The 24,994-nt window shown below is 49.2% G+C and carries 22 protein-coding genes; 6 read left to right on the forward strand and 16 right to left on the reverse strand.

The window, feature by feature from the left end; genetic code table 11:
- Positions 1-29 precede the first annotated feature (29 nt).
- Both GOM71_RS05445 and GOM71_RS05450 read right to left on the reverse strand, forming a co-directional pair.
- On the reverse strand, positions 30-1,211 hold the full coding sequence (locus GOM71_RS05445) for an NAD(P)/FAD-dependent oxidoreductase (RefSeq protein ID WP_156278753.1): 1,182 nt from the start codon (positions 1,209-1,211) through the stop codon (positions 30-32).
- Positions 1,208-1,927 carry a methyltransferase domain-containing protein gene (locus tag GOM71_RS05450; RefSeq protein WP_156278754.1) on the reverse strand — a complete coding sequence of 240 codons (720 nt, stop codon included), beginning with the start codon at positions 1,925-1,927 and terminating at the stop codon, positions 1,208-1,210. The genes GOM71_RS05445 and GOM71_RS05450 overlap by 4 nt, the downstream gene beginning before the upstream one ends.
- A 188-nt stretch (positions 1,928-2,115) precedes the next feature.
- Here GOM71_RS05450 and GOM71_RS05455 point away from each other — a divergent pair, with 188 nt between their 5' ends.
- From GOM71_RS05455 to GOM71_RS24050, 4 genes are all read left to right on the forward strand, one after another.
- Positions 2,116-4,035, forward strand: a complete 1,920-nt coding sequence (locus GOM71_RS05455) for a glycosyl hydrolase family 18 protein (protein WP_156278941.1) — start codon at positions 2,116-2,118, stop codon at positions 4,033-4,035.
- A 584-nt stretch (positions 4,036-4,619) separates the two neighbouring features.
- Positions 4,620-5,666: an AraC family transcriptional regulator gene (locus GOM71_RS05460; RefSeq protein WP_156278755.1), complete on the forward strand. Its 1,047-nt coding sequence runs from the start codon at positions 4,620-4,622 to the stop codon at positions 5,664-5,666.
- The gene (locus GOM71_RS05465) at positions 5,663-6,040 is read left to right on the forward strand and encodes a VOC family protein (RefSeq protein WP_156278756.1); all 378 of its coding nucleotides are present in this window, start codon (positions 5,663-5,665) and stop codon (positions 6,038-6,040) included. Before GOM71_RS05460 ends, GOM71_RS05465 begins: the two co-directional genes overlap by 4 nt.
- A gap of 5 nt (positions 6,041-6,045) precedes the next feature.
- Positions 6,046-6,210 carry a hypothetical protein gene (locus GOM71_RS24050; RefSeq protein ID WP_216651712.1) on the forward strand — a complete coding sequence of 55 codons (165 nt, stop codon included), beginning with the start codon at positions 6,046-6,048 and terminating at the stop codon, positions 6,208-6,210.
- Between the two features lie 334 nt (positions 6,211-6,544).
- Here GOM71_RS24050 and GOM71_RS05470 read toward each other — a convergent pair whose 3' ends face one another.
- Positions 6,545-8,017 (reverse strand): protein adenylyltransferase SelO, encoded by a 1,473-nt coding sequence (locus GOM71_RS05470; RefSeq protein WP_156278757.1) that lies wholly within the window; start codon positions 8,015-8,017, stop codon positions 6,545-6,547.
- Positions 8,018-8,027: 10 nt separating this feature from the next.
- Entirely contained in the window at positions 8,028-8,342 is a 315-nt protein-coding gene (locus tag GOM71_RS05475; RefSeq protein ID WP_156278758.1) for a hypothetical protein, read from the reverse strand.
- A gap of 216 nt (positions 8,343-8,558) precedes the next feature.
- Here GOM71_RS05475 and GOM71_RS05480 point away from each other — a divergent pair, with 216 nt between their 5' ends.
- On the forward strand, positions 8,559-12,014 hold the full coding sequence (locus tag GOM71_RS05480) for a glycoside hydrolase family 2 TIM barrel-domain containing protein (RefSeq protein ID WP_156278759.1): 3,456 nt from the start codon (positions 8,559-8,561) through the stop codon (positions 12,012-12,014).
- Between the two features lie 71 nt (positions 12,015-12,085).
- Here GOM71_RS05480 and GOM71_RS05485 read toward each other — a convergent pair whose 3' ends face one another.
- The 12 genes from GOM71_RS05485 to GOM71_RS05540 form a co-directional block, all read right to left on the reverse strand.
- Positions 12,086-13,105 (reverse strand): sensor histidine kinase, encoded by a 1,020-nt coding sequence (locus tag GOM71_RS05485; protein ID WP_156278760.1) that lies wholly within the window; start codon positions 13,103-13,105, stop codon positions 12,086-12,088.
- A 3-nt stretch (positions 13,106-13,108) separates the two neighbouring features.
- The gene (locus GOM71_RS05490) at positions 13,109-13,825 is read right to left on the reverse strand and encodes a response regulator transcription factor (RefSeq protein WP_216651713.1); all 717 of its coding nucleotides are present in this window, start codon (positions 13,823-13,825) and stop codon (positions 13,109-13,111) included.
- Positions 13,812-16,301: an ABC transporter permease gene (locus GOM71_RS05495; RefSeq protein ID WP_156278762.1), complete on the reverse strand. Its 2,490-nt coding sequence runs from the start codon at positions 16,299-16,301 to the stop codon at positions 13,812-13,814. Before GOM71_RS05495 ends, GOM71_RS05490 begins: the two co-directional genes overlap by 14 nt.
- Positions 16,298-16,975: an ABC transporter ATP-binding protein gene (locus tag GOM71_RS05500; protein WP_156278763.1), complete on the reverse strand. Its 678-nt coding sequence runs from the start codon at positions 16,973-16,975 to the stop codon at positions 16,298-16,300. The genes GOM71_RS05495 and GOM71_RS05500 overlap by 4 nt, the downstream gene beginning before the upstream one ends.
- Before the next feature lie 128 nt (positions 16,976-17,103).
- Positions 17,104-18,486: an MATE family efflux transporter gene (locus GOM71_RS05505; protein ID WP_253944719.1), complete on the reverse strand. Its 1,383-nt coding sequence runs from the start codon at positions 18,484-18,486 to the stop codon at positions 17,104-17,106.
- Between the two features lie 171 nt (positions 18,487-18,657).
- On the reverse strand, positions 18,658-19,440 hold the full coding sequence (locus GOM71_RS05510) for a sulfite exporter TauE/SafE family protein (protein ID WP_156278764.1): 783 nt from the start codon (positions 19,438-19,440) through the stop codon (positions 18,658-18,660).
- Between the two features lie 34 nt (positions 19,441-19,474).
- On the reverse strand, positions 19,475-20,602 hold the full coding sequence (locus GOM71_RS05515) for an MBL fold metallo-hydrolase (RefSeq protein WP_156278765.1): 1,128 nt from the start codon (positions 20,600-20,602) through the stop codon (positions 19,475-19,477).
- Positions 20,603-20,690: 88 nt separating this feature from the next.
- Positions 20,691-21,266, reverse strand: a complete 576-nt coding sequence (locus tag GOM71_RS05520; RefSeq protein WP_156278766.1) for a sulfurtransferase TusA family protein — start codon at positions 21,264-21,266, stop codon at positions 20,691-20,693.
- Positions 21,267-21,325: 59 nt separating this feature from the next.
- Complete coding sequence (locus GOM71_RS05525) at positions 21,326-21,811, reverse strand: DsrE/DsrF/DrsH-like family protein (protein ID WP_156278767.1); 486 nt, start codon at positions 21,809-21,811, stop codon at positions 21,326-21,328.
- A gap of 67 nt (positions 21,812-21,878) precedes the next feature.
- The gene (locus GOM71_RS05530) at positions 21,879-22,106 is read right to left on the reverse strand and encodes a sulfurtransferase TusA family protein (protein ID WP_156278768.1); all 228 of its coding nucleotides are present in this window, start codon (positions 22,104-22,106) and stop codon (positions 21,879-21,881) included.
- A gap of 97 nt (positions 22,107-22,203) precedes the next feature.
- Positions 22,204-22,464 carry a metal-sensitive transcriptional regulator gene (locus GOM71_RS05535; protein WP_156278769.1) on the reverse strand — a complete coding sequence of 87 codons (261 nt, stop codon included), beginning with the start codon at positions 22,462-22,464 and terminating at the stop codon, positions 22,204-22,206.
- A 91-nt stretch (positions 22,465-22,555) separates the two neighbouring features.
- The gene (locus GOM71_RS05540) at positions 22,556-23,953 is read right to left on the reverse strand and encodes an aldehyde dehydrogenase (RefSeq protein ID WP_156278770.1); all 1,398 of its coding nucleotides are present in this window, start codon (positions 23,951-23,953) and stop codon (positions 22,556-22,558) included.
- A gap of 209 nt (positions 23,954-24,162) precedes the next feature.
- Between GOM71_RS05540 and GOM71_RS05545 the strand changes: the two genes are divergently transcribed.
- Positions 24,163-24,936 carry a sporulation protein gene (locus GOM71_RS05545; protein WP_156278771.1) on the forward strand — a complete coding sequence of 258 codons (774 nt, stop codon included), beginning with the start codon at positions 24,163-24,165 and terminating at the stop codon, positions 24,934-24,936.
- The last annotated feature ends 58 nt before the right edge of the window (positions 24,937-24,994 follow it).

A 24,994-nucleotide genomic window follows, 5' to 3' on the forward strand; every position in this document is an offset into this window, starting at 1 on the left:
TCACCCTTCCATTTCGATTACATATCCTCTTACAGCCTGACGCAGTCGCCAATTGACTCAGCAAGCCTTGTCGTCAGCATTCGCGAAGCGCCGATCGCTCGCATGCTTGTCCGAAGCAGCCATTCATGCCGGCTCGTCCCTTCTATCAGCTTTTGCATTCGCAGCGGAGCCGCGAACTCGTAGTTCCGCTGCCTCTCGTAGCGATGTAGCGGCGCAAAGCTTCCAGTCCGCATCGCTTCGATCAGCGCATCCGCAGCGAGCTCTGCGCTTCTAACCGCGCGATAGAGCCCTTGACCGGTCATCGGATCGAAATAGCCTGCCGCGTCGCCAGTAAGCAGCAAGCCGTCATATCGGTTGCTTTGGACAATGCGCTCGAAAGGGCCGCACGTCAATACCTCCCCTTCGATTTCAGCCCCGGAAAATCGCTCTCGCAGTTCGGCAATTCGCTGTGCTTGAGCCATCAAGAAGCCGTTTTTGCCAATCTTCGCCGACTCCAGCAGCTGATTGCTTCTGAGCGCAATCGTCATATTGGCTTGTCCGCTGCCTATAGGCGCCAATCCGATCACCGTATCTCCAGTCACAAACAATTCTACTTTGCCGTTCAGTCCTTGAACGCCTTTTATCCTCGCCGTCATTGCCGCTTTGCGCAGCTTGCCAAAACCGCTTAACTTTGCGCTTCGGGCCATTGCCGAACGGATGCCGTCAGCTCCCGCTACATAACGGGCGCTTATTAATAGCTGCTCGCCGTTATGGAGTCTTGCCGCTGTGCCGATGACACGATCATTTTCCCAGAGCAGCCTTTCCGCTCTGCACCGATCCTCGAATTGCACTCCCGCATCGCACGCCTGTTGAACGAGCCAATAATCGAGGCTCTCTCGTCGAATGCCGATGCCTGCGAGACCTGCAGGATATTCCGCTTCAAGCGTCACGCCGCCGCTGTTTAACCGCCAGCCTGACAGCATTTCGAACGGAATGGATGCGGCATTCAGCAAGCCCCTGAAAGAAGCAAGCTTTCCGTCACCATACAATTGACTTAATCGATTAACCGCGCCTGGATTTAACGACTCGCCGCAAGGCTTCCTTCTCGGAAAAGCTGCCGCATCCAGCATGAGCACATTCGCCCCTTGCAGCGCAAGCAGCCTGGCCAGCACGCTGCCGGAAGGACCTGCGCCAACGATGACCGCATCATATGTCGAACGCCTGCCTGTCATCGCCCCCGCTCTCCGTAACACGCAATGGCGATCCGAAACGGAAAATGCCGCTTAACGACCGCATCGACACCCGCGCTGCGAACGAGCTGCGCAGCTTCATTCGCAGTATAAGACCGCTGTACAGACAGCGGTCCGTCATGCTTCGTTACTGGACTGCGCCAGACGTAACGGGCCAGCATCTTGGCAGCGGCGAACGCAAGCGGATGACGTACCAAATCGGTGATAACCCAGCCTGCTCGCGCAACCCGGTTCATCTCCTGCAGCAGTTTGACAGCCGCTTCATCATTCATGTGGTGAAGCGCCAAATTGCAGAACGCGATGTCAAAGCTGCCGTCTTCGAAAGGGAGTGCCGTGCCGTCCGCCTGCTTCACATTGACAGCTGAGTCACCCTCCGTTCTTCGCGAGGCAAGCTCGACGATGCCGGGATGCGTATCGACGCCGGTAATGGAAACTGCCATTCCATTTTTCCGGTATTTTGCCGATAAAGCCATCGGAATGTCCGCCAGTCCCGTTGCAACGTCCAGCATCCTGATTTCGCTTATATCCCGGCCAATCTCGCGAATCATTCGATCCAAATGAGCAAATAAAGCGGGGTTGCCGCCCAAATAACGGTTGACGTTCCAAACCTCTCTCAAGCTGATTTCCAATTCCTCCGGCTCTACATATATGGAGCTTTCTTCGTTGTCGAGCCATTCCTTGGACATTGCCCGAATCATGCTTCAAACCTCCAGTCCGTGCATCATCGAAGTTATTGTTATTGTTTTCCACCTTTTTTATCCGCTTATATCCAAAAACGCTGGAAACATTTGTAGCCGCCGAAAATGCTCCATTTCGCCGCAACCTCTCGCAATCTAGCGCGTCTATTAAATGACAGCGAATAGGAGAGTGATGAAAAAACGTGAAGATGAGGAAATGGACAACGATGGTGTTGGCGTTGCTGACTGCGCAATCCTTGGTTTTATCCGCCTTTGGGGGAGACGCCGCATCAGCTGCCGGAAGCATGACCAAATACCGTGTCTATCAAAACGACAAAGCGCTCAGAGAATTCTCGACAGAAAACCAAGCAATCGCATATGCACAAGGGTTCGAATACAGTCATGTCGAGACCATTACGGGCCGCGGCTGGGTATGGGATAATTTCCCTCGCTACAAAATTTATCAAGGCGGCAATTCGAACGCGAAATGGGAATACCGCTCCTACGAACAGGCTCTTGCAGCAGCAAAGTCGATGAATTACGTACATATCAGAGATTTGGAAAAACCGGGCTGGATCTATCAATCGTATGCCAAGTATCAGCTCTACCAAGGCGACAATACCTATGCCAATTGGGGATTCACAACGATTGCCGCAGCGAAAAAAGAAGCGGGAAAGTGGACGAATTCGCATATCATCGAGCTTTCCTCCAATCAATGGGTGTGGGATAACGTCTCTGACGCGCAAGAGAAGAAGCTGCGCGCAGGCAGCGCGGTCTATCAAATTGAAGTTGATGGAGCCAAAGCGGAAAACACGAAAAATTACGCCTATTTATTCGATGCGATCAAAGCTTCCGTCAATGTGGCGAACAGCGTGGTCATGAATACGAAGACGAACAAAACTGTCCATTCCAACGTCGCCGGCTACACGGTTCAGCAAAGCGGCAAGCCGATCAAAGCTTTTGTCTCTCTAGAAAAAGCTATTCAGTACGCGAACTACTACTCTAATTCTGAAATTGTCTACAAAGGATCCGTCTGGTGGACGAACGCCGCTTATCTGTCGGTCTATCAAGGCGACAAGAAGCTAAAAAGCTTTCATTCCCGTGAATCTGCTGTATCCTACGCGAGAGGATACTCGAATAGCTACGTACAAACGGCTGAAGGCCGCAAGCTATGGAGCAATACGAAAAAACTTATTTACCTCGGCTGGAACGGCACATCCGGCGCATCAACCATCATGGGACATGTTGCCGACACGCAAGGTCTCGATATCGATTCCCCGTCCTGGTTCGAGCTGACGGCTGCGAACGGCCTGTTGAGCAATAGATCGGACCCTGCCGTCGTAAAGTCTTTGCGGGAGCAAGGCATTAAAGTAATGCCGCTCGTTCATAACCAATTCGACAAAAAAATGACAAGCGAATTTTTGGCAAACGCCGATGCGCAGACAACGTTCATAAACGGTCTGACAAGCTGCTTGACCGATATAGGAGCATATGGCGTAAATCTCGACTTTGAGGAGGTTGCCGGCACGGATCGCGCCGCTTATACTGCCTTCGTCAAAGCGTTGGCGGAAGCCGTCCATGCGAAGGGCATGAAAATTTCGATCGACTTGCCGCGAGGCAGCACGAGCTGGAACCATCAAACGGCTTACGATCACGCTGCGCTTGGCGATATCGTCGATACGATTATCATTATGGCTTATGACCAGCATTGGAGCGGCAGCGATACGCCTGGACCGGTCGCCGGTCTGCAATGGACGGAGGACGGACTCTCGCAATTTTTGTCCTACGGCATTCCGCGCAGCAAGCTTATGCTTGGCATTCCTTTTTACGTTCGCGAATGGAAGCTTGACGGAAATGGCAAGCTCGTCGGCAACCGCGCGATCTACATGAAGGAAATCCCTCAGCTCATTACGGACACCGGGGCGATCGGTACGCCTGATCCTGACTCTGGCTTGATGAAGTTTACGTATGTGAAGGACGGCTATACGTACCTCTTCTGGGCGGAAACAGCCCTGACGATTCAAGCCCGCATTCAAATTGCGAAAAAATACGATATTGCCGGCGTCGCCGCATGGCGTCTCGGCTATGAGAGCTCAGACCTGTGGACGATGATGCTCCGCAATAAATAAAAGGGTTGCTGCCCGTCAGGGCAATGTCATTAAGTTAAGGCGCAGGGTTAAAAATCATGAACAAGAGCAGGTTATCGAAAAGATAGCCCGCTCTTTTTTTTGCACAAAAAAGAGAAAGAGGACTTGACAAGTAGTTGGCAACGCAGACCCTTTGAAACACGATGAGGTTTCGCCGATGAACGAGTACGCCAATTCGCTAAAAAACACGCTGACTTCCCTCAACAGCAACATGAGAACACTAATTCTTGTTTGTTGGTGAGGAGGAGTTGCATCCCTCAGGAAGAGTGGCGCAGAACAATAAATGGACTGTACGAAAAGTACCGTAAATCAGTTTCGCCTTAGCAAGGATACGCTGAACCTTACCATAAGAAACGGCGAATTTTTTTGGGTGGAATGCTGGAGCCTGTTAAAGCGTTTAAGTAGTAGGGGTTGGGCGGAGGTCGCACGACCCAAAACATTATTCGGCTCTTAAAAAGGAGAATTTGATAACATTGAAGAAGTGATATTGAACGGAATGAATGATCAAGCCTATTGAAGCTCTTGCTACATAAGAATGGTAAGCACGCAAGGGAGGAAAGATTTTTTTGAGGCCTATAAATGTAAATCTTCGGCAGGAGCATACTGCTGTTATTAATAAACTGATCGAATATATCGACGAACATATTGAGAAGCCTTTAGAATTAAAAGATTTGTCGGAAAAGGCCTTGGTTTCCCCCTATCATCTTCATAGAGTTTTTAAGTCTATTACAGGGGAAACAATACACGCATATGTAAACCGTATACGACTTGAAAAAGCGGCAAGCAAACTTAAACATTCGGAGACGATTGATGTTAGTGAGACGTCCAGACAATGCGGGTTTTCCTCGGTATCCATTTTCTCTCGTTCTTTCCGAAATCATTTTGGCGTTTCTGCTACTGAGTACCGTAAAATGTATTCGATTAATAGCAAATCACGCAAAATTAATAGCAAGAATAATCAACTGCAATCAACATGGCTCGCCTACAATAAGGGTGGCGCCAATGATTTAGAACTGGATATCACAATAAAAAGGATGCGGCCCTGCTACATTGCTTACATCCGAACGAATGGGAGGGTTCTGGAGAAAACATTCGAAGAGAATCGAAACCACCTTGAGACGATGGGAGCGATTTTCGACTGGGCCCGTCAGCATTCGCTCTGGAATCCACCTTTGACATCACTTTTAAGCATTGAGTATCAAGACCCGAGTGTATCTGGTAATAAATATATGCGGGTGGATTGTGGACTGACCCTTTTGAAACCGATTGATTCGACTGGTGAAGTCGGGTGCCGCCTTTTCGCTGGAGGCCAGTACGCAGTTCTGCGTATATTTGACACTACTATGCATGCTAGAGAAAGAGTAAAACAATTTTGGGAAGACTGGCTGCCAAATAGCGGTTTTTATTATACCAGTCAGCCTGTAATCATTCTTCATCAAAATAATCCTTCATGGGAACCTTCATATCGGTACTTTGTCGATTATGCAGTTCCTATTAGTCCAAAACAGTATCCGGGGAAGAATCTTTCACATTATCGTGAGGAAATGAGAACGCCGCCTCCCCGTCCCGATTTGCCCAGGTTAACCCAACTATTTGAGGAGGAACGTCCATGAATCTATTTTTTAACGGTAAGGTTGTCATCTGGCTGCATGTCAGAAATTTTGAAGAGGCAGTAGAATGGTATAAGGAATATCTTGGGCTACCGCTGGCCGATAACATGGGGGATATCGTTTTTTTTCGTTTAAACGACGATCAAACGAAGCTGGCTCTTGTAAAATCCGATCTGGAAAATCCGAAAACTCACGCAGTCCTCGACCTGCAGTCGGACAATATCAAAAAGACATATCAGTTACTTAAAGGACGAGGCGTTAGGGTAGACGATTTGGACAACCCTTACTGGGTTTACCATGAATTTCACCTCTATGATCTGGAAGGTAATAAATTGAAAATCCATGGGTTTTCGAATGACTCAAATGAACACGCTTAGATGAAATGTATCTGAAGCACATCGCCGCGGCGGTTTCGCGCCTTTTTCATGCCAATAACGCTGCCTCGCAGCGTTATTCCACTGCTTCGGCCCTGCGCCGCGGTTATAACGCTTTGCCACAGCGTTATTTCCTCTATCGCGGCGGTTTCGCGCCTTTTTCATGCCAATAACGCTGCCTCGCAGCGTTATTTCACTGCTTCGGCGCTGCGCCGCGGTTACAACGCTGTGGCACAGCGTTATTTCCTCTATCGCGGCGGTTTCACGCCTTTTTCATGCAAATAACGCTGCCTCGCAGCGTTATTTCACTGCTTCGGCGCTGCGCCGCGGTTATAACGCTGTAGCACAGCGTTATTTCCTCTATCGCGGCGGTTTCGCGCCTTTTTCATGCCAATAACGCTGCCTCGCAGCGTTATTCCACTGCTTCTGCGCTGCGCCGCGGTTATAACGCTTTGCCACAGCGTTATTTCCTCTATCGCGGCGGTTTCGCGCCTTTTTCATGCAAGGCTACGTGCCGCAAAACGTCCGGTAGGGCAAATCCGGCGGTTCCGGCAGCACGGCAAATTCAGCATGCCCAGACGCATGCGCATACGGATTCGCCAGTGCCTCCAGCAGCCGATCCATCACGCTGTAATCGCCTTGCTGAACTGCGGCCGCCAGCGCTTCCTCTACCCGATGGTTGCGAGGGATTACCGCAGGATTGCTCGCCCGCATCAGCTGCTGCGATTGCTCCATGCTTTGCGGCTGCCTGCCTAGCCTTGCTTTCCAGCGCTCCCGCCAATCGGCGAATTCAGGCGCTTGTTCGAGCTGCGTTTCCGTCTCCCGATCGAAGGAAAGCGCGATAAACGTGTTCGTATAATCGGCATGATGCTGATGCAGCAAGCCAAGCAATCCGCCAATGAACGCCTCATCCTCAGGCTCTACATTGAATATGCCTAGCTTTGCCCTCATGCCCGTCAGCCAGCTCTGTTGGAACAACCCGCTAAACTCTGCTAGCGCGTCTTCCGCCAGCTTTACGGCTTCCTCATCATCCTCGTGAAGGATCGGCAGCAGCGCTTCGGCAAAACGCGCCAGGTTCCATACCCCGATATAGGGCTGGTTGCCATACGCATATCGTCCGTTGCTGTCAATGGAACTGAACACGGTTGACGGATCGTACGCATCCATAAATGCGCAAGGACCGTAATCAATCGTCTCCCCGCTGACAGCCATATTATCGGTGTTCATCACGCCGTGAACAAAGCCGACGAGCTGCCATTTCGCGATCAAATCCGCTTGCGCTCGAATCACCCGTTTCAACAACGCCAAATATCGATTGTCTTCATCTTCAGCCGCCGGAAAATGGCGTTGCAAAGCATATTCGGCAAGCGCCTCCAGATCTTCTTTCATCCCCCACTGCGCTGCATACTGAAACGTGCCTACACGCAAATGGCTAGCTGCAGTACGGACAAGCACCGCGCCGGGAAGCGCCGTCTCGCGCATGACCGCCTCTCCTGTGGATACGACGGCTAAACTTCGCGTCGTCGGAATGCCCAGCCCATGCATCGCCTCGCTGATGATATACTCGCGCAGCATCGGCCCAAGCGCCGCCCTGCCGTCGCCGCCGCGGGAATAAGGCGTCCGCCCCGATCCTTTATAGGCAATATCGATCCGCTCGCCGCTCGGCGTAAGCTGTTCGCCAAGCAGCATCGCCCGTCCATCGCCTAGCTTCGTAAAATTGCCGAACTGATGGCCCGCATAAGCTTGAGCCAATGGCAGCGCGCCTTCCGGAATCGCATTGCCCGCAAAAACTTGCGCCCCCTCTTCCGTTTCCAGCGCCTGAGCATTCAACCCCAACGATTGCGCTAATGCATGATTCAATCGAACAAGCTTTGGCGAGCGTACGGGCACAGGATTTTGTCTGGCAAAAAATATTTCGGGCAGCGCCGCATAACTGTTATCGAAATGCCAGCCGGCTCCTTCAAGTTTTGTATGATTCATAGTGTGCTCCTCAATTAATTAAAGTCTCTTCATGCTTCTTACGCTTCCCTTTTCGCCATGATGTCATAAACCAACAACCCCACAACATGAAAAAAAGAGGCAGCGTAATCCAAAATTGGGTTGCGTAGAACAGCCAGCCGTCGATAAACAGCCAATCGCCTGAATTCGTAAAAGGGCTGCACAAAATAAAGGATAATATTTCAAGGCTGAATGCTGCAATCATCATACTTGCAATGATCTTATGCCTATGTCGATATGCCATGAAAATCGACATTAGAAAAACAACCTGCAATGCTAATTCAAACACAAACAACCCAGCATTCATTCGTTTGCCCTCCGGTGTTAGCCTTTAAATGCAGGCATTAAATCAAGAATACTAGCTACTTATTCAATTGTACAATAAAAGGCCTCATTTGCATCCTCGTACCCGTGAATTAAAGCATGACGTAAAATCTGAAACATTGTATACTTGTATACAAGATACATATTATCAACTTGGCAACTTAAAGTTGCCAGACATGAAGGGAGATTTTTTTCGCCAATGAGCCAGAAAAAACGTTTTAATAACGACTGGTTTTTCGTTAAACAACCTTTGCTTACCGAATATGACGCCGTTGCTTCAGGAAGCTTTGATTGGCAAGCCGTAACCTTGCCTCACGACTGGCTCATCTATGACGCCAACAATTTGTACGAGAACGGTCAAGGCTGGTACCGTAAACATTTCGTCATCGACGAAATCGCTCCAAAGACATTAACATCGCTCCGTTTTGAAGGGGTCTATATGAACGCCTCCGTTTATGTAAACGGGCAATTCGCCGGCGAATGGAGGTACGGCTATTCGACCTTTGAAATCGATATTACGCCTCACATAAAACCGGGATCTAATGAAGTATACGTTCAAGTTATTCATGAGTCCCCCAACTCCCGATGGTATTCCGGTGCAGGCATTTACCGTTCCGTATGGCTAGTCCGCCGGCCTGATACCCACCTTGTTGCGGACGGCATCTATATTTCGGCTGTTAAATCTGAAGAAAGCTGGAACGTCGAAGTAGAGGCCGAAATCCGTTTTACCGAAGGCACGGGTTCCGAATACAAGCTTCGCCATAGCCTCTTGGATGCATCCGGCAGCGTCGTAACCGGCAGCGAAACGGACGTCTCGTTAAGCGCATCCGGTACAATAAACGCGAGCTCCACTCTCGCTGTTTCCGCTCCTCAGGTGTGGGATATTATCAATCCAGTCTGCTACTGGCTGAATACCGAACTCTTAAAGGACGGTGCGGTTATCGACGCGGAAACGGAACGGTTCGGCTTTCGCACAATCGAATTTGACAGCCAAAAAGGCTTCTTCCTTAACGGCCGCCATGTCAAATTAAACGGCGTTTGCCAGCACCATGATTTAGGCTGCCTCGGAGCGGCCGTAAACAAAACGGCGCTTAGAAGACAAATCACGCTCTTGCAGGAAATGGGTGTTAACGCAATTCGCACTGCGCATAACATGCCGGCAGTTGAGCTGATGGATTTAGCCGATGAGATGGGCGTATTAATCGTTTCGGAAGCTTTCGATATGTGGGAACGGAAAAAGACGACCTATGACTACGCCCGCTTTTTCTCTGAATGGCATGAGCGAGACGTTGCAAGCTGGGTTCGCCGGGACCGCAATCGCCCAAGCATGCTCATGTGGAGCATCGGCAACGAAATCTATGACACGCATGCCGACGAACGCGGCCAAGAAATCACCGTCATGCTGCGCGATCTCGTACTCATCCATGATCCGAAGAAAAATGCATATGTGACGATAGGCTCCAATTATATGGCTTGGGAAAATGCGCAAAAATGCGCCGAGCTCGTTACTATTGCCGGATACAACTATGGCGAAAAACTGTACGAGCAGCACCATAACGATCATCCGGACTGGATCATTTACGGAAGCGAGACCGCCTCTACCGTACAAAGCAGAGGCATTTATCACTTCCCGCTGGCGCAGTCCGTCTTGGCCGATGACGACGAGCAATGCTCGGCACTTGGCAACAGCTCGACCAGCTGGGGAGCTAGAAGCACAGAGGCCTGCATTATTGCTGACCGCGATGCGACCTTCTCGCTCGGACAGTTTTTGTGGACCGGCTTTGATTATATCGGAGAACCGACCCCTTATCATACGAAAAACTCTTACTTCGGCCAGATCGATACAGCCGGCTTCAAAAAAGATTCCTTCTATATTTATCAAGCGGAATGGACGAGCTACAAAACGAATCCGATGGTTCATATTTTCCCGTACTGGGATTTTTCTGAAGGCCAATTAATCGACGTACGGGTTTGCTCGAACGCGCCGCGCATCGAACTGTTTTTCAACGATGTATCGGAGGGAACTTTCGATATCGACCATGTGAGCGGCCAAAAGCTGCTAGGCGAATGGCGCATCCCTTATACCGAAGGCACGCTTCGGGCAGTCGCATACGATGAGCACAACAAGCCGATTGCGACCGATGTTCAAGCGTCCTTCGGCAATGCGGCTGCCGTCGTATTAACGCCTGACAAGCAAACGATCTCAGCCGACGGCGAGGATCTTATTTTTATAGAAATCTCCGCTGCAGATTTGCAAGGCCGTCCGGTCGCCAATGCCAACAACCGCATTCATGTTGCCGTTGAAGGTCCGGGCCGTCTTGTCGGGCTCGATAATGGCGACAGCACCGATTATGATTCGTACAAAGGAACGCATCGGCGGATGTTCAGCGGCAAGCTGCTGGCCGTCATTGCGAGCACCGCGGAAGCAGGCTCCATTGTTGTTAGAGCAGCCTCCAATGGGCTGACAGCCGGAGAGCTTACGCTTAATGCTGTTGAAGCGGATGCACCCGAAGCGAAAGGCGAAGGCTATTCCCTATTTGCTTTTACAGAAACCGAGCATACGGAAACGGCTGACAACGAAATTCCGGTGCGCAAGCTCGAAATTGTGTGCCCGCAGGGCACAACGTTTTCGCCGGACAACCGCTCGCTGCCTGTCAGGGTCAACCTGCATCCGAGCGATGCAACCTATCAAGACGTACAGTGGCGCCTTACGAATGCGGCAGGCGTCGACACCAACATTGCCACAATCGAGACAAACGGGCACGAAGCGGTCATCTCTGCGCTTGGAGACGGTGACATTTATATACGCTGCGGAACGACGAACGGCGCGGATAAAACGAAGCTGTACTCCCTGCTGGAGCTGAAAATCGACGGCCTCGGATACGCGCACCTAAATCCGTATTCGTTCGTCTCCGCAGGCAACCATAACGATGCAAGCAGTAAAAACTTGACGAACGGCAATGAACGGGGCGTCGCTACGGCTAGAGACGGCGAAAGCTGGATCTGCTTCGACCGGATGGACTTCGGCAGCTTCGGCTCCGATGAAATTACGCTGCCGATCTTCTCCTTGGACAGCGAGCAATTTCCGCTTGAGATTTGGAAAGGCACGCCGGGAGAAGAAGGCGCCGAAATGCTGACGCGCGTGACCTATCATAAGCAAACGATATGGAATGTTTATCAGGAGGAAACGTACCGTCTGCCTAAACGTTTGACAGGCGTTACGTCGCTTACTTTTGTGTTGAAGCGAAAAATCCATCTGAAAGGGTTTCAATTCAAACCAATCCAAAAAGCATATGAGCGTTTGAGCAGCATTGACTATAGCCAAATTTACGGAGATTCCTTCACGCTTTCCGATGGCGCAATCGAACATATCGGCAACAACGTTTCGATCGTGTACGAGGATATGGATTTCGGCGTGACGGGCAGCTCAAAGCTCGTTCTGTGCGGGCATTCGCCGCTGGACAACAATACGCTGCATATTATGTTCAACAGCCCTCATGGGGAGTCCAAACAAATTGTCGAGTTCGCCTATTCCGACGGCTATTGCGAACGGGAATTTGAACTGGAGCGTATAGCCGGCCCGCAAAAGGTGACGTTCATATTTTTGCCAGGCAGCCAGTTTGACTTCAAATGGTTTCAATTTGTGCAAGACTAACGGATTGCACAGCCCCATCCAGCCCCACGATATAAGCGGGTCCCGGAAGGGGCTTTTTCTTATCCTTGTTATTACAGCGGCAAAAACAGCGAAAATCGGCTCCCTCTTCCCAGCTGCGAGCTTACTTTGATATAACCGTTCTGTTCGCTTATTATTTTTCTGGCTAAGTACAGGCCGATGCCGACACCTTCTGTTGACGAAGCGTTATCCCCGCGATAAAACCGTTTGAAAATCGCATTAAACTCCCGCTCCTCCACGCCAATCCCTTCATCTTCAATGTCGATACGGACAAAGAGCTCGTATCGGGTTACCGCAATCGTAACTTTCCCGCCTTTTCGCGAATATTTGATCGCATTATCGAGAAGGTTGCCGATCGCTTCGCCGGTCCAACGCGCATCATGCTTGAGCAATAGACTCTTTTCACCTTGCAGCAGCAGTTCTATCTCTTTGCTTTCAGCTAGCAGATATACCTCCTTCAACGCGGCAAGTACGGTATCGACGATATCCTGCTTCTCCAGGCGGATCGCAATAATGCCGCCTTCCAAACGAGACATTTTGATTAAGCTTTCCATTTGCCATGTCAGCCGCTCGGCTTGCCGCATCAGCACATCCGTAAATTCCTTTCGTATGTCCGAAGATAAATCTGGATCCGACAATAAGGCCAAGTACATATTTAAATTTGCCAATGGCGTTTTTAATTGATGCGCGATATCAGAAATGAGCGATTTAATTTCATCGCCCTCCTCTTTATACTTCAATTGCCTCGACTTCATCGTCCTTGAGAGCTGTATGACCTGATGCTGCAGCTTGGAGAGCAAACTGTCCTCATAAGCAGAGAACAGCTCCCGCTCCTCCAAATCGCTAAGCGACTGGATCGTCTGCGACAGCTTCTGTACAACATCGGACATTTTACTTCGGACAGACCATGTATAGCCAGCAAACAGAACGGCTATTGCTGCAGCAAAGACAGCCGCCGCAGCCCATACGAGCCCGCTGGCGCCGAGCCGCCATAATACAATAAAAAACAGGCTGCATGCGATCGCATACAGCCCCGAGCTAACCGCAACGATGCGGATCATCGAGCTTTTCATTCGTCACTCTCCCCACGTATAGCCAATACCGAATACGGTTTTAATAAAGACAGGTTTTTTAGGATCATCCTCTATTTTACTCCGCAGCCTCTTGATGTTGACGCTAAGCGTGTTCTCGTCAACAAAAGCGCCGTCTATATCCCACAGCTTATCGAGCAGCATTTGGCGGGTCAGCACCTGCTTGCTGTTCTCCGTCAAAACCGCCAGCAGCTTGTACTCCGTTGCCGTTAGCTTTACTTCAACATTGCCTTTATATGCTTTCATTTTATTATAATCAATCTCAAAATCTTTATAGGCAAATCGATTAATACGATTATCCGCGCTCGCGCCTCCTCTTCGCAGCACCGCCATGATGCGCTGCGACAGCACCGCTATGCTGAAGGGCTTTGCAATATAATCGTCAGCTCCGGCTTGAAAGCCCTCGATCATATCGGGCTCCGCATCTTTCGCTGTCAGAAACAGTATCGGCAGTTCCGAGTATCGGCGGATTTCCTTGCATAGCTCCAGCCCGTTCCCATCCGGCAAATTAATATCGAGTATGATCAGATCAGCTTCTTCATTGCCGAATGCACGCAGCCCTTCTTGAGCGGAGTAAGCTGAAACTACATCAAAGCCTTGTTTCTTTAGCGCAAAGGTTAATCCTTCATTCAGCGGCCGGTCATCTTCGACGATGAGCAGCTTAGCCATCCCAAACACCTCAATTCCATTATGCGGATTCACGCAGCCTATCCACGACAGTAAGCTTTCTCGATTTATTATACGCGATTAACGGGACGGTCAAGCAAACGAGAAAGGCGACTGCGAAAGTGATCAGCAACGGCATTGTCGGAAATGTATAAATGGCATAATCAGCTTCTTGGCTGAATAGCCAATAGGCGCCATAGCTGATTAGAGTCCCCAGCGTCGAAATAAGCGCCAGCGAAATGACAGCGTAGCCCGTCCCTTCCAATAGAAGCATTTGTTTAACCTGATTGCGAGTCATCCCGATACTCTCCATGACTGCAAGTTCGCGTTTTCGGACAAACACGCTCGTATACATCGTTCCAACAAAGTTCAATAGTCCGATGAGCGCCAAAATGAATGAGAGCGCTCCGCCGCCAATATAAAATACGGTCTTCGCCGATTTCATGATTTGCGCCCACTGCCATTTGGAAGTCAATTTCAACTCGCGGTCTCCATTTACGAGCGAATCCAGCTTTTTCCCCACTTCCGGCCAATTCTTTTTGTCGACGGACAACGCCAGTTTGTAAAGTGCCGGATCTTTAGCCGCTTCCTTAAGCACCTTATCGCTTACATAAACGTTCGGAGCTAACCCCATCACCGATACCGAGTAATGCGGAGGAGCGAAGCCGCCGATTTCGAGCTCTCGGACCTCCTCACTGCCCGGCATTTGATAACGGAATCGCTCGCCGAGCGAAAAATCGTCCGCATTGCCTTCGAGCAAAGCAATTTCCCCTTTCTCGAATCGTTCAAGATCGATCGGCTCTGCCAATTCGGCATTCATTTGTTCGATGGACTTGCTGTCCAATCCGATCATCCTAGACCCGAACAGCTTCATCTCTTCGATTTGCTTATCGGTTGGACGTTCGGATCCCGTCATTCGAGAAAAGGAATCGACATGCTTGCTGAAAACAGCAGGCTCATAATCAAGCTCGGCCTTTTCCAAATATACGGCGCGGGTTTCCTTGACGCCTTCTAATTCTCGTATAGTTTGAACCATTTGATCAGTCAGTTTATGCCGTTTCGCTTCATCTTCTTCCCATAAGGCATCATCATTTTCCAGCTGGAAATCATCTTTGACATACTGCTCGATAAAATTGTCCGTATTCATGCTAAGAATAAGCGTGTTTATCGTCAGAAAGGTGGTTAGACCAAGAAATAAAGACAATAAGACAGTAAATGCACGTTTTCGGTCGCGAAATATGTTGCGAAGCGCCATACGATGCACCTTTGCTCCATGCCGCCCCTTTTTCGTCGAGCCCCGTTCATACTTGGATGCTTCAATCGGCGAGATGCTTCCCGCAATACGCGCCGGCTTCCGGTATCCAGCCCATGTCGTCAACCATGCAAATAACGCAGAGCCCGCAAAAATAACCGGATGGAACGAAATCTCGGTACCTGTCTCAATCGCCGTCGTCCCAATTGCAAGCGGAACAATGAAAAATGAAGTGAGCGCTCCCGCGGCAAGCCCGATTACAATGCCGATCAGCGCCAATCGGCGGGCTTCGCCGTTGACCATTTGCTTTACTTGCCTGCGTGTCATGCCGATTGTTTTCAACAGTCCGTAAAATTTCGTTTTCGTTGTAACGGAAATGTAGATCATATTGTAAATGAGCAAATAACCGCTAAACATCACGAAAATAATGAGACCGACGATGCCGGCCATTGTTGTCCAATCGGACGCTGAATTGCCGTCATCCGGCGCAAATATATACGGTTCCTGCTCTTGTTCTAAGTTCAAATCGCGCTTTAATCGATCCATCAGCTGTTCGGCATTGCCGTCATGAAATGACACCGATGCAACGCTGTTTGCCGAACCGGCGTATTCTGCAGACGCTGCGAACTGCGGCGAAACCAGAATAGCGCCGGGCTGATCCATTCGAAGCTGGGAATAGTCATTGTACCAGCCGATAAGCGTAAATGTTCCCGTCATCGTCTCTGACGCCAGTTCCCCGTCGCCCGCTAGCCTTTGATAGGTAAGAGGCAGCGTCATGCCTGCTTTGGGCTCTTTAATGCCTAGATGCTCCAAAATCCAGGTCGGAATAATAACTTCATCGGCTTTTTCCGGATATCGCTCGGCATTCATGCCCAGAAGTGGAGCTCTCATTTGCTTCCATTCCACATCATCATATAGATACATCGCCGCTTGCCAGTCGTTTGCCTCTTGCTCCGGCGGTACAAGCGAACCTATAATCTTATTGGTTCCGGCATGCTCGACATAAGACAGCTTCTTTAGCTCCTCCAGCTGCTTGCTCGTCGGGTTCGAAAATGCAGCATCCGCCGTCGTCCCGATCAGCTTCATTTTTTCTGCTTCAAATGATTTCATTGTGCTCATTCCGATACTAAAAACGGTTGTAAGCAGCCAGGTTGTAAGCACGATCGCCAAAATGATAATGGCATTGCCGGATCGGTTCGCCTTTAAGCTTCGATTGACTAATTTGCCTATAATCGCCTTGTTGGTATTAGAAAACATCATTTCGTATTCCCTCCAACCACTTTTCCGTCCCCAATGCGGATCGTTCGATCGGCAAGCTGCGCGATTTCTTCATTATGGGTAATCATCACAATCGTCTGATTGAATTGTTTGCTCGTCAGCTTCAATAAGCCCATTACATCTTGGCTTGTACGGCTGTCCAGATTGCCGGTCGGCTCGTCCGCCAACACAATAGACGGCTTCGTTATCAATGCTCTAGCGATCGCAACGCGCTGCTGTTGACCGCCTGACAATTGGTTCGGCAGCTGATTCAGTTTGTCTGCGATGCCAAGCGTCTTTACAAGATGATCCAAATAGCCGGTGTCGACTCTGTTGCCGTCCAACTCGATTGGCAATACGATATTTTCGTACACATTAAGAATGGGCACGAGATTATACTGCTGGAATACGAAACCGATTTTGCGTCTGCGGAAAATGGTCAATTCGTCGTCGTTCATTTCAAAAATCGATTTGCCGTCAACCATTACTTGCCCGGCTGTCGGCCGGTCAAGGCCGCCAAGCATATGGAGAAGCGTTGATTTTCCGCTTCCGGACGTTCCGACGATCGCAACAAATTCGCCCTCGGCGATTTCGATTTCGACGCTATCGAGCGCTGTCATTTCATTTGGCTGTTTGCCGTATTTTTTAATTAGGCTAGTCGTCTTTAACAGGTTCATTATTTCGTGCTCCTTCGGCTTAGTTTTCATGAATAAGCCCTATTTTAACCTCCGTTTCTTACAGCCTCGTGACAAAATAAAATCCTCTCCCTGAATGCAATATTCGCATTCAGGAAGAGGATTAGCGGTTATATCAGTTTATGCTTGTACCACTCTTCCCCTCTGAACCGCCACATAAAGACGGCTCCGCGTATGCCCCATTCCAGATTCATTGCAATCCAGACGCCGAGAATGCCCCATCCGAACGTAATGCCGAGCACATACCCGAGAATGACGCGGAACAGCCACATGGTCAGCATGGAAGACGTCGATGTGAAGCGGGCATCTCCTGCGGCTCTTAATGCCGAAGGCAATATAAAGCTGACCGCCCACAACGGGATTTGAACGATGACCGTAATAATCATAAGCAGAAAAATATCGTCTGCAATTTCAGCCGGCGGGCTAAATATCCCGACTAACGGCGCATAGAACGGCATAAGCAGTACACCAGTCAACACCATAAATGCGGAGCCAAGCCATAGAAAGGAACGTATAAATTTGCGGGCATCCTGTATATTTCCGCTGCCGATGCTTTGGCCAACGACCGTCACGATCGTCAATGACAACGCAGACGCCGGAATTTGAAAAATCATAATTAAGGTTCCGGCAATCGCATTCGCCGCGATAGCATACGTGCCAAGACCGACGATAAATACTTGCGTCAACAGCTTCCCGCCGTTGAAAAACATTTGCTCAGCCGCGAACGGCAGCCCGATAAACATAATTTTGCGCAGCATTGACAGCGGGATGCGAAACAGATCGCGGATGCGCAAATGCAGCGTCGTATCGATTTTGAACAAATAATAAAGCGCGCAAGCGGCGCCGGCGAATCTGGCGATATTAATCGCCAGCGTCATCCCCCACACGCCCATATCGAGAACCTGGATATACAACACGTTAAGCAGCATGTACAGCACGTTCATAATAAGGGACAAGAAAAGCGATACTCGGCTTTTGCCTATGCCCCTAAGCGCGCCGCACACCGCCTGCACAACCGCTAGTCCCGCGAAAGAAACAGCGCTGCCGATCAAATAGATTTTGGCGCTATGCAGCACATCAGGAGAAGCCGCTCCGAACAAAATGCGCATGAGCGGGCTGTGCAGCGCAATGATGAGCACCCCGATCGCAATCGACAGCAACGTTACGGAAACGATGCTTCCCGACGTTGCGCGGGCTACCATCTGATCGTTGCCGCTTCCCTTGTACTGTGCGACGACGACCGTTCCTCCCGTTGCCACTGCTATAAACACATGAATAAGAAAAATATTTAACGAGTCGACCATATTAACGGCACTGACAGCATCTACGCCCGACGAGCTGATCATGGCTGTGTTCACTAAATTCAATCCAATAATGAAAGCCTGGTCGATAAGTATAGGCAGGAATAAGGCATACATTTGGCGATAATTCATCGACTCGCCGGAAAAATATCGATTCAAATAGTGCTGTGTCCTTAGCTTAAGCTGCGTCAAATGATCACATTCTTTTCGAAGTAGTTGGAAACGGATACCCTATTTAATCACTTGAAGGGTACTACTGTAAGCGGATTCTGTCAAATCGGCAAACGGGCAAAAAACAGAAGGATTGCCAGCTATTCGCCGCGCAATCCTTCTGTCCGATTCTATTTGAGATTTATTCGCCTTTTACAGCATGTCCAACCATATTTTAAGCGCCGTTGCCATAATCAGCACCGCTAAAATGACCTGCAGCACTTTCGTATTCATTTTTTTGCCGGCCGCTGCGCCAAGCGGCGAAGCAATCAGGCTTGCGACAACCATAATAATAGCCGGCCAATATTCGACCTGACCCGTCGTCACTTTGCCGACGGTGGAGCCGATTGATGAAATGAACGTAATCGCAAGCGAGGAAGCGATTGTCATGCGGGTCGGTATTTTCAATACGACGAGCATAATCGGAACGAGCAGAAACGCTCCCGCCGCGCCGACAATTCCGGCCCCAAGGCCAACAACGAGCGCTAGTCCCGCAGCAAGCCCTTTATTGAATTTCACTTGATCCAGCGGTTTCTCGTCAATCCCTTTTTTCGGGATGAACATCATGACGGCGGCAATTGACGCGAGCAGGCCGTAAATAATATTGATGCCGGATTCGCTCATCATTTTCGATCCGAAGCCGCCGACAAAGCTGCCGATCAAGATCGCGCCGCCCATATAGGCGATCAATGTTTTATTTAAATATCCGCCCTTGCGGTATGCGAACACCCCGCCAATCGTAGCAAACAGCACTTGTACGGCGCTGATGCCGGAAACCTCATGCGCTGTGAATGCGGCAAGGCCGAATAACGGCGGTATATACAGCAGCATCGGATATTTAATGATGGATCCGCCGATGCCAACCATTCCGGAAATATAAGATCCAATGAAGCCGATTAGAAAGATTACAACGATATACGTTAAGCTTAAATCCATACGCGCCTCCCCCTTCTCTGTTGATTATCTATTGTTAGCGGACGGCGCAGCGATTCGGACCGATTTCCATTTCGCGCTGCTGTTCTTCGTTCGGTGTAATTTTCCCCATATTCGTCTGGCGAATTTCAACGTAAGCGTTCGGCTGCGGCGGCAAATTTTTTGTAACCGTTGTTCTGAATTGCTCCTCATCCTCCACGTTCAGTCCGTGGTTGGTCGCATAGAGCTCACCCAGCTTGCGTGCTGCCGTACCGTCATCATTCAATTCATCCATTGTCATAAAGTGCGCTGGCAAAACGATCAAATCTTCATGCAGCTCTTTGTATCTGGAGTACAGCGTTTCGCGCAAATCACCGACCCAATCCTCGGCGAGCCCGGCAAGGTCAGGACGTCCGATCGAATCGATAAACAAAATATCTCCAGTCAGCAAATAACGATCGTCTATGACGAATGAAGTGGAGCCGATCGTATGGCCCGGCGAATAGAGCGCGCCGATGCTGATTTTGCTATGGCCGATCGCTACATCAGTACCGTCTGTCAAAGGCTCGTACGAGAATACAACCTCGCCTGCATCCTTTGGCGGAAGCCAATACGTTGCGCCTGTTTTCTCGGCAATAACTCTTCCGCCGGAAATGTGGTCGGCATGCAAATGCGTATCGAAAACATGTTTAATCGTGGCACCCAAGCTATTAGCAAAATCGATATACACATCCGTCATTCGCGTCGCATCGAACAACGCAGCTTCGCCGTTCGATACCGCCATGTAGGAGAGACAGCCTTTGCCGATCCGCACGAATTGGTAAAGCTCGCCGCCTTCGCCGAGATCGCCGACTTTTAACGGAACGAGATGCTCGCTCCAAGCTTTCATGCCGCCTTTCAAATATGCAACATCGCGGCCTTGCTCATGCAGCATTTCCGCAACCATGATCGACGAGCCTTCTTTCGCGCAGACGACCAGCACCTTTTGATCCGCAGGCAATTGATCGATAATTTCCTCCACGCCGTCGATCAAATCGAAATAAGGAACGTTAAGATGGGTGATGCCTTCCCCTTCAATTTTCCAATCGGCAAAATCGGTCTCATTGCGAACGTCAAGAATAAACAGTTTTTGTTTTTGAATCGCTATTTCAGCCACTTCCTGCGACAACATTGCTTTGATTGTCATTTCATTATTCCTCCAGTTCATCTATTAGATAATTGTTGATCCTTCTTTTTGCGGTTAGGAATGGATGACTAGAGCTTATTAGCAATCGTTAGCTGTTAAAGCCCTTCGTTTCCCCTGTCCAGCCGCTCATTCCCGGCAGTACGTTATATACCTGTTCAAAACCGTTTGCGGCAAGCTTCTGGCAAGCCAAGTCGCTGCGTGTTCCCGTGCGGCATATGACATAAATTTCGCTTCCTTTGTCCAGCTCGCCTAGCCGAGTATCCAATTCACCGAGCGGGATCGATACAGCCCCGGGTATATGGTTGAACTGATGCTCCGCCGACTCCCTCACATCAAGGACGACAACCGGCTTTCCTTCTTGAAGTTTCTCGGTCAAAAATGCGTTGTTAACCGCATTCGCAAAGCGATGCTCTGCGCCGTCTTCTCCCGAGCTTTTGCGCAAGTAATGCTTCAAAACCTCGCCTTCTTCAATCGTGCCGATATATTGCTGCCCTGTGCTTTCCGCCCACGCCTGAATGTCCGCCTTCGAGCCTTTGTCCGTTGCCGCTACTTCCAATACTTGACCCGTTTCCAGGTCCTTCATCGCTTTTTTCGTCTTTACAATTGGCATAGGACATGCCAAGCCTTTCGCATCCAGCGTCACATCTGCTTTAATGGTTGTCATAGATTGCAAGACCTCCGCTCTATAATTACCCCATGGGGTATAAATTTATTTAAAAAAAATTAGATGAACAGATTTACATTGCCTTCTTGAGCATCAGCTAAATAAGCCGCAACACCGGCATATTCGATATTGTCCAATAGCTCTTCTTTCTGTAGCCCCAGCAAATCCATCGTCATTGTGCAGGCAACCAGCTTAATATCTTGTTCCTTCGCCATTTCGATCAATTGCGGAAGCGTCAGCGCATTATGCTTCTTGATCACATCTTTAATCATTTTCGGCCCCATGCCAGCGAAATTCATATTGGAAAGGCCTAACTTATCGGCGCCGCGCGGCATCATTTTGCCAAACATTTTTTCCATAAATCCTTTTGGTTTCGGAAGCATCACTTCCTCGTCCTTGCGAAGCGTATTCAAGCCCCAAAACGTGTGGAAAATCGTCACTTCGTGATCATAAGCGGCAGCCCCGTTGGCAATAATATAAGCGGCCATAGCTTTGTCATAGTCACCGCTGAATAAAACGATAGTCGTTCTTTTTGTTTCCGTCATTGTTGGAATGACCTCCTATTTGTGATTGTATACCCTAACGGGTATTATTTAAGGCAAAAAAATATAATTACCCTTTTTTCATCCAGAACGTAAGCACTTCACCGTCTTCTTTATGCTCCATCAGTTCGTTGCCGCTTGCTTTCGCCCATGCCGCCAAATCGTTTTTAGCGCCTTTGTCTGTTACTTGAATTTCTAACACCTGACCGGATTCCAATTCATTCATCGCTTTCTTCGTTCTTACGATCGGCATTGGACAAGCCAGCCCTTTTGCGTCTAATACTTTGTTTGCTTTCATTATTCATTACCTCCGAAATATTATTTTGTATACCCATAGGGGTATATTAAACGATACAGAAAGGGGTGTCAACCCCTTTATTAATTAGTTGATCCGCTTATCTGCTTTTGACAAGCAAGTTAACAGCTTCAAGCACGAGCTTTTCCGTATCCTTGCCGTTTTCTTCTCCATGCTTTACACACTCTACCAGGTTAGAGCTGACGATTAATCCGATCGTGCGGTCGATCGCCGTTCTTGACGCTGAAAGCTGCGTAATGACTTCTTTACAGTCTTTGTTTTCTTCCATCATTTTCAGAATGCCCCGCAGCTGCCCTTCAATCCGTTTGATGCGATTTTTCATTTGATCGTTATAATCCATTCGGCTTCTCTCCTTTCTGAAACAGCTTGTTTCTGTCCTTATAATATACCCCATAAGGTATATTGGTCAAACGTAAAAAATGGTTGCTCCGTCATTTCAGCAGCTTCCGCACAAGCTCAAGCGTCCTCGCGCTATACGGAGGGAACAGCAGCGTTAAATGGATCTTGTTGCTTTTCTTCAATACGCTGCGCGCATGCGAGAAAGTCGAAAAGCTGAACCGGCCATGATAGGAGCCTATGCCGGAGCTGCCTACGCCGCCAAACGGCAATTCGGGATTGGCTAAATGCGTAATTGTATCGTTAATGCTGACGCCTCCCGATGATACCTCGGCCAGCACCTTTTGCTCCGTATGCTTGTTTGCCGTAAATAAATATAAGGCTAGCGGCTTTGCCAGCTTCTTGATTGATGCGATCGCATCATCCAAACGAGCGTAGCTTATTACAGGCAATATCGGGCCAAAAATTTCGTCCGCCATGGAAGCCGATTCCCATGTCGCAGCTGTCAAGGTCGGCTCAATCAAGCGGTTTTGCTCATCGGTATTGCCGCCATAAATGATTTCCGATTTGTCTTGATCGAGAATGGCCTTCAAGCGGTGGAAATGCCTTGTGTTGACAATCCGCCCGAAATCGTTGCTTTGTGCAATATCAGTTCCGTAAAACTGCCGGATAGCGGCAATCATTTCGTTCAGCAACGGCTCCTTGACCGATTCGTGCACGAGCAAATAATCCGGCGCTACGCAGGTTTGCCCCGAATTAAGCATTTTCCCCCATACGATCCGCTGCGCGGCAATCTTCAGATTAGCGCTCTCATCTACAATGACCGGACTTTTCCCGCCCAGCTCCAAAGTAACCGGTACGAGGTTTTTCGCGGCCGCCGCCATTACAATTTTGCCAACCGGAACGCTTCCCGTGAAAAAAATATAATCAAAAGACGCATGAAAAAGCGACGTATTCGTTTCTACCCCGCCTTGTACCGTGCGAACATAAGAGGAGTCAAATGTCGCTTCAATCATTTCCTTGATGACGCCAGCTGTGTTCGGCACAAGCTCGGACGGCTTCAGCACCGCACCGTTCCCGGCGGCTATCGCGCCAACGAGCGGCTCGATAAGCAATTGAAACGGATAATTGTAAGGCCCGATGATTAGTACGGTACCGTATGGCTCGTAAATTATCGAGCTTTTCGCAGGCTGCAGATAGATTGGCGTTGCCGCCCGTTTCGGCTTGGCCCATTTGCGGATATGCTTGATCGTATGCCGGATGCTGCTAAGCACGAACCCAACTTCAGATGTATAGGTCTCGAAAGGATGCTTGCCGAGATCCAATCGCAAAGCTTCATTAATACGATCTTCAAAGCGTAATATGCCCGCTCTTAGCTTCTTCAATTGTTCGATTCGAAAATCGATGCTGAGTGTCTGTTTTGAATAAAAAAAACGGCGATGCTCCTCCAGCAAACGATCGACATCAGCAGGCTGCAATTCAATCGGGCTCATAATATCGTTCCTTTCCCTATCCGACTATTTGAATGGAGTTCAAAGTGGCATGAATGCTATTGAAGCCTTTTTGCTCATTGTCGAACATTTAGTCAAATTTTGCAATAACACCCTTTGTGCGAATTTACAATAATATGAAATTGCAGAGAAACCAAATGGACTTTCGCATCGTATATACTTGTATCACCTAATTAAGGGGGAATTTTTTCATGTCCATGTTCAAAAAAATGCTTGCCAGCGTCGGAATCGGCGCAGCGAAAGTCGATTTGCTGATCAACGATTCATCCATTGCCGCAGGCGATTATGTTTCAGGCGTCGTTCGCATTGAAGGCGGACGGGTAAATCAAGAGGTGGATGACGTTTATGCTTTTATTAAAACTAGGTACATAAGAGAACATAACGATACGAAGGTTCATCATGATGCGGTAATAGCGAAATATTTATTGGCGGGCAAGTTCACGGTAGAAGCGGGTCGGGTATACGAATTCCCGGTTAGCTTTCAAATACCGGTCAATACGCCGGCAACAATTAACCGTACGCCAGTGTGGATTCAAACCGGCCTGGACATTAAGGATGCTGCCGACCCTGGCGATCAGGATTATTTGCAAGTATCGCCGCATCCTCACTCGGAAATCGTGCTGGAAGCCGTTGAACAGCTAGGCTTTACATTGCGTGAAGTAACTTGCGAATACGCGCCGCGTCTTGGACAGGGATTGCCGTTCGTACAAGAATTCGAATTTGTACCGAGAGGCCAATTCCGCGGCGAACTTGATGAATTGGAAATCATATTCCACCCATCCGAGCACGGCCTCGAATTGCTCATTCAGATCGACCGCAAGGTTCGCGGGCTTTCTAGCTTCTTCTCCGAAATGATGGAAACGGATGAAAGCCTCGTCCATTACACATTGGAAAAAGCCGATCTCCAGCAAGGCGCAAGCGCAATTGCGCGAGACTTGTCTAATCTCATTCGCCGTTACGTGTAATTATTGAAATCATTGTCGAGCAGGCTCGCAATAAAAGGTGTCTCCGTGAGCGGGGACA

Origin of the sequence: Paenibacillus sp. NEAU-GSW1 (genome assembly GCF_009737085.1) — a bacterium.
Taxonomy (GTDB): Bacteria; Bacillota; Bacilli; order Paenibacillales; family Paenibacillaceae; genus Pristimantibacillus.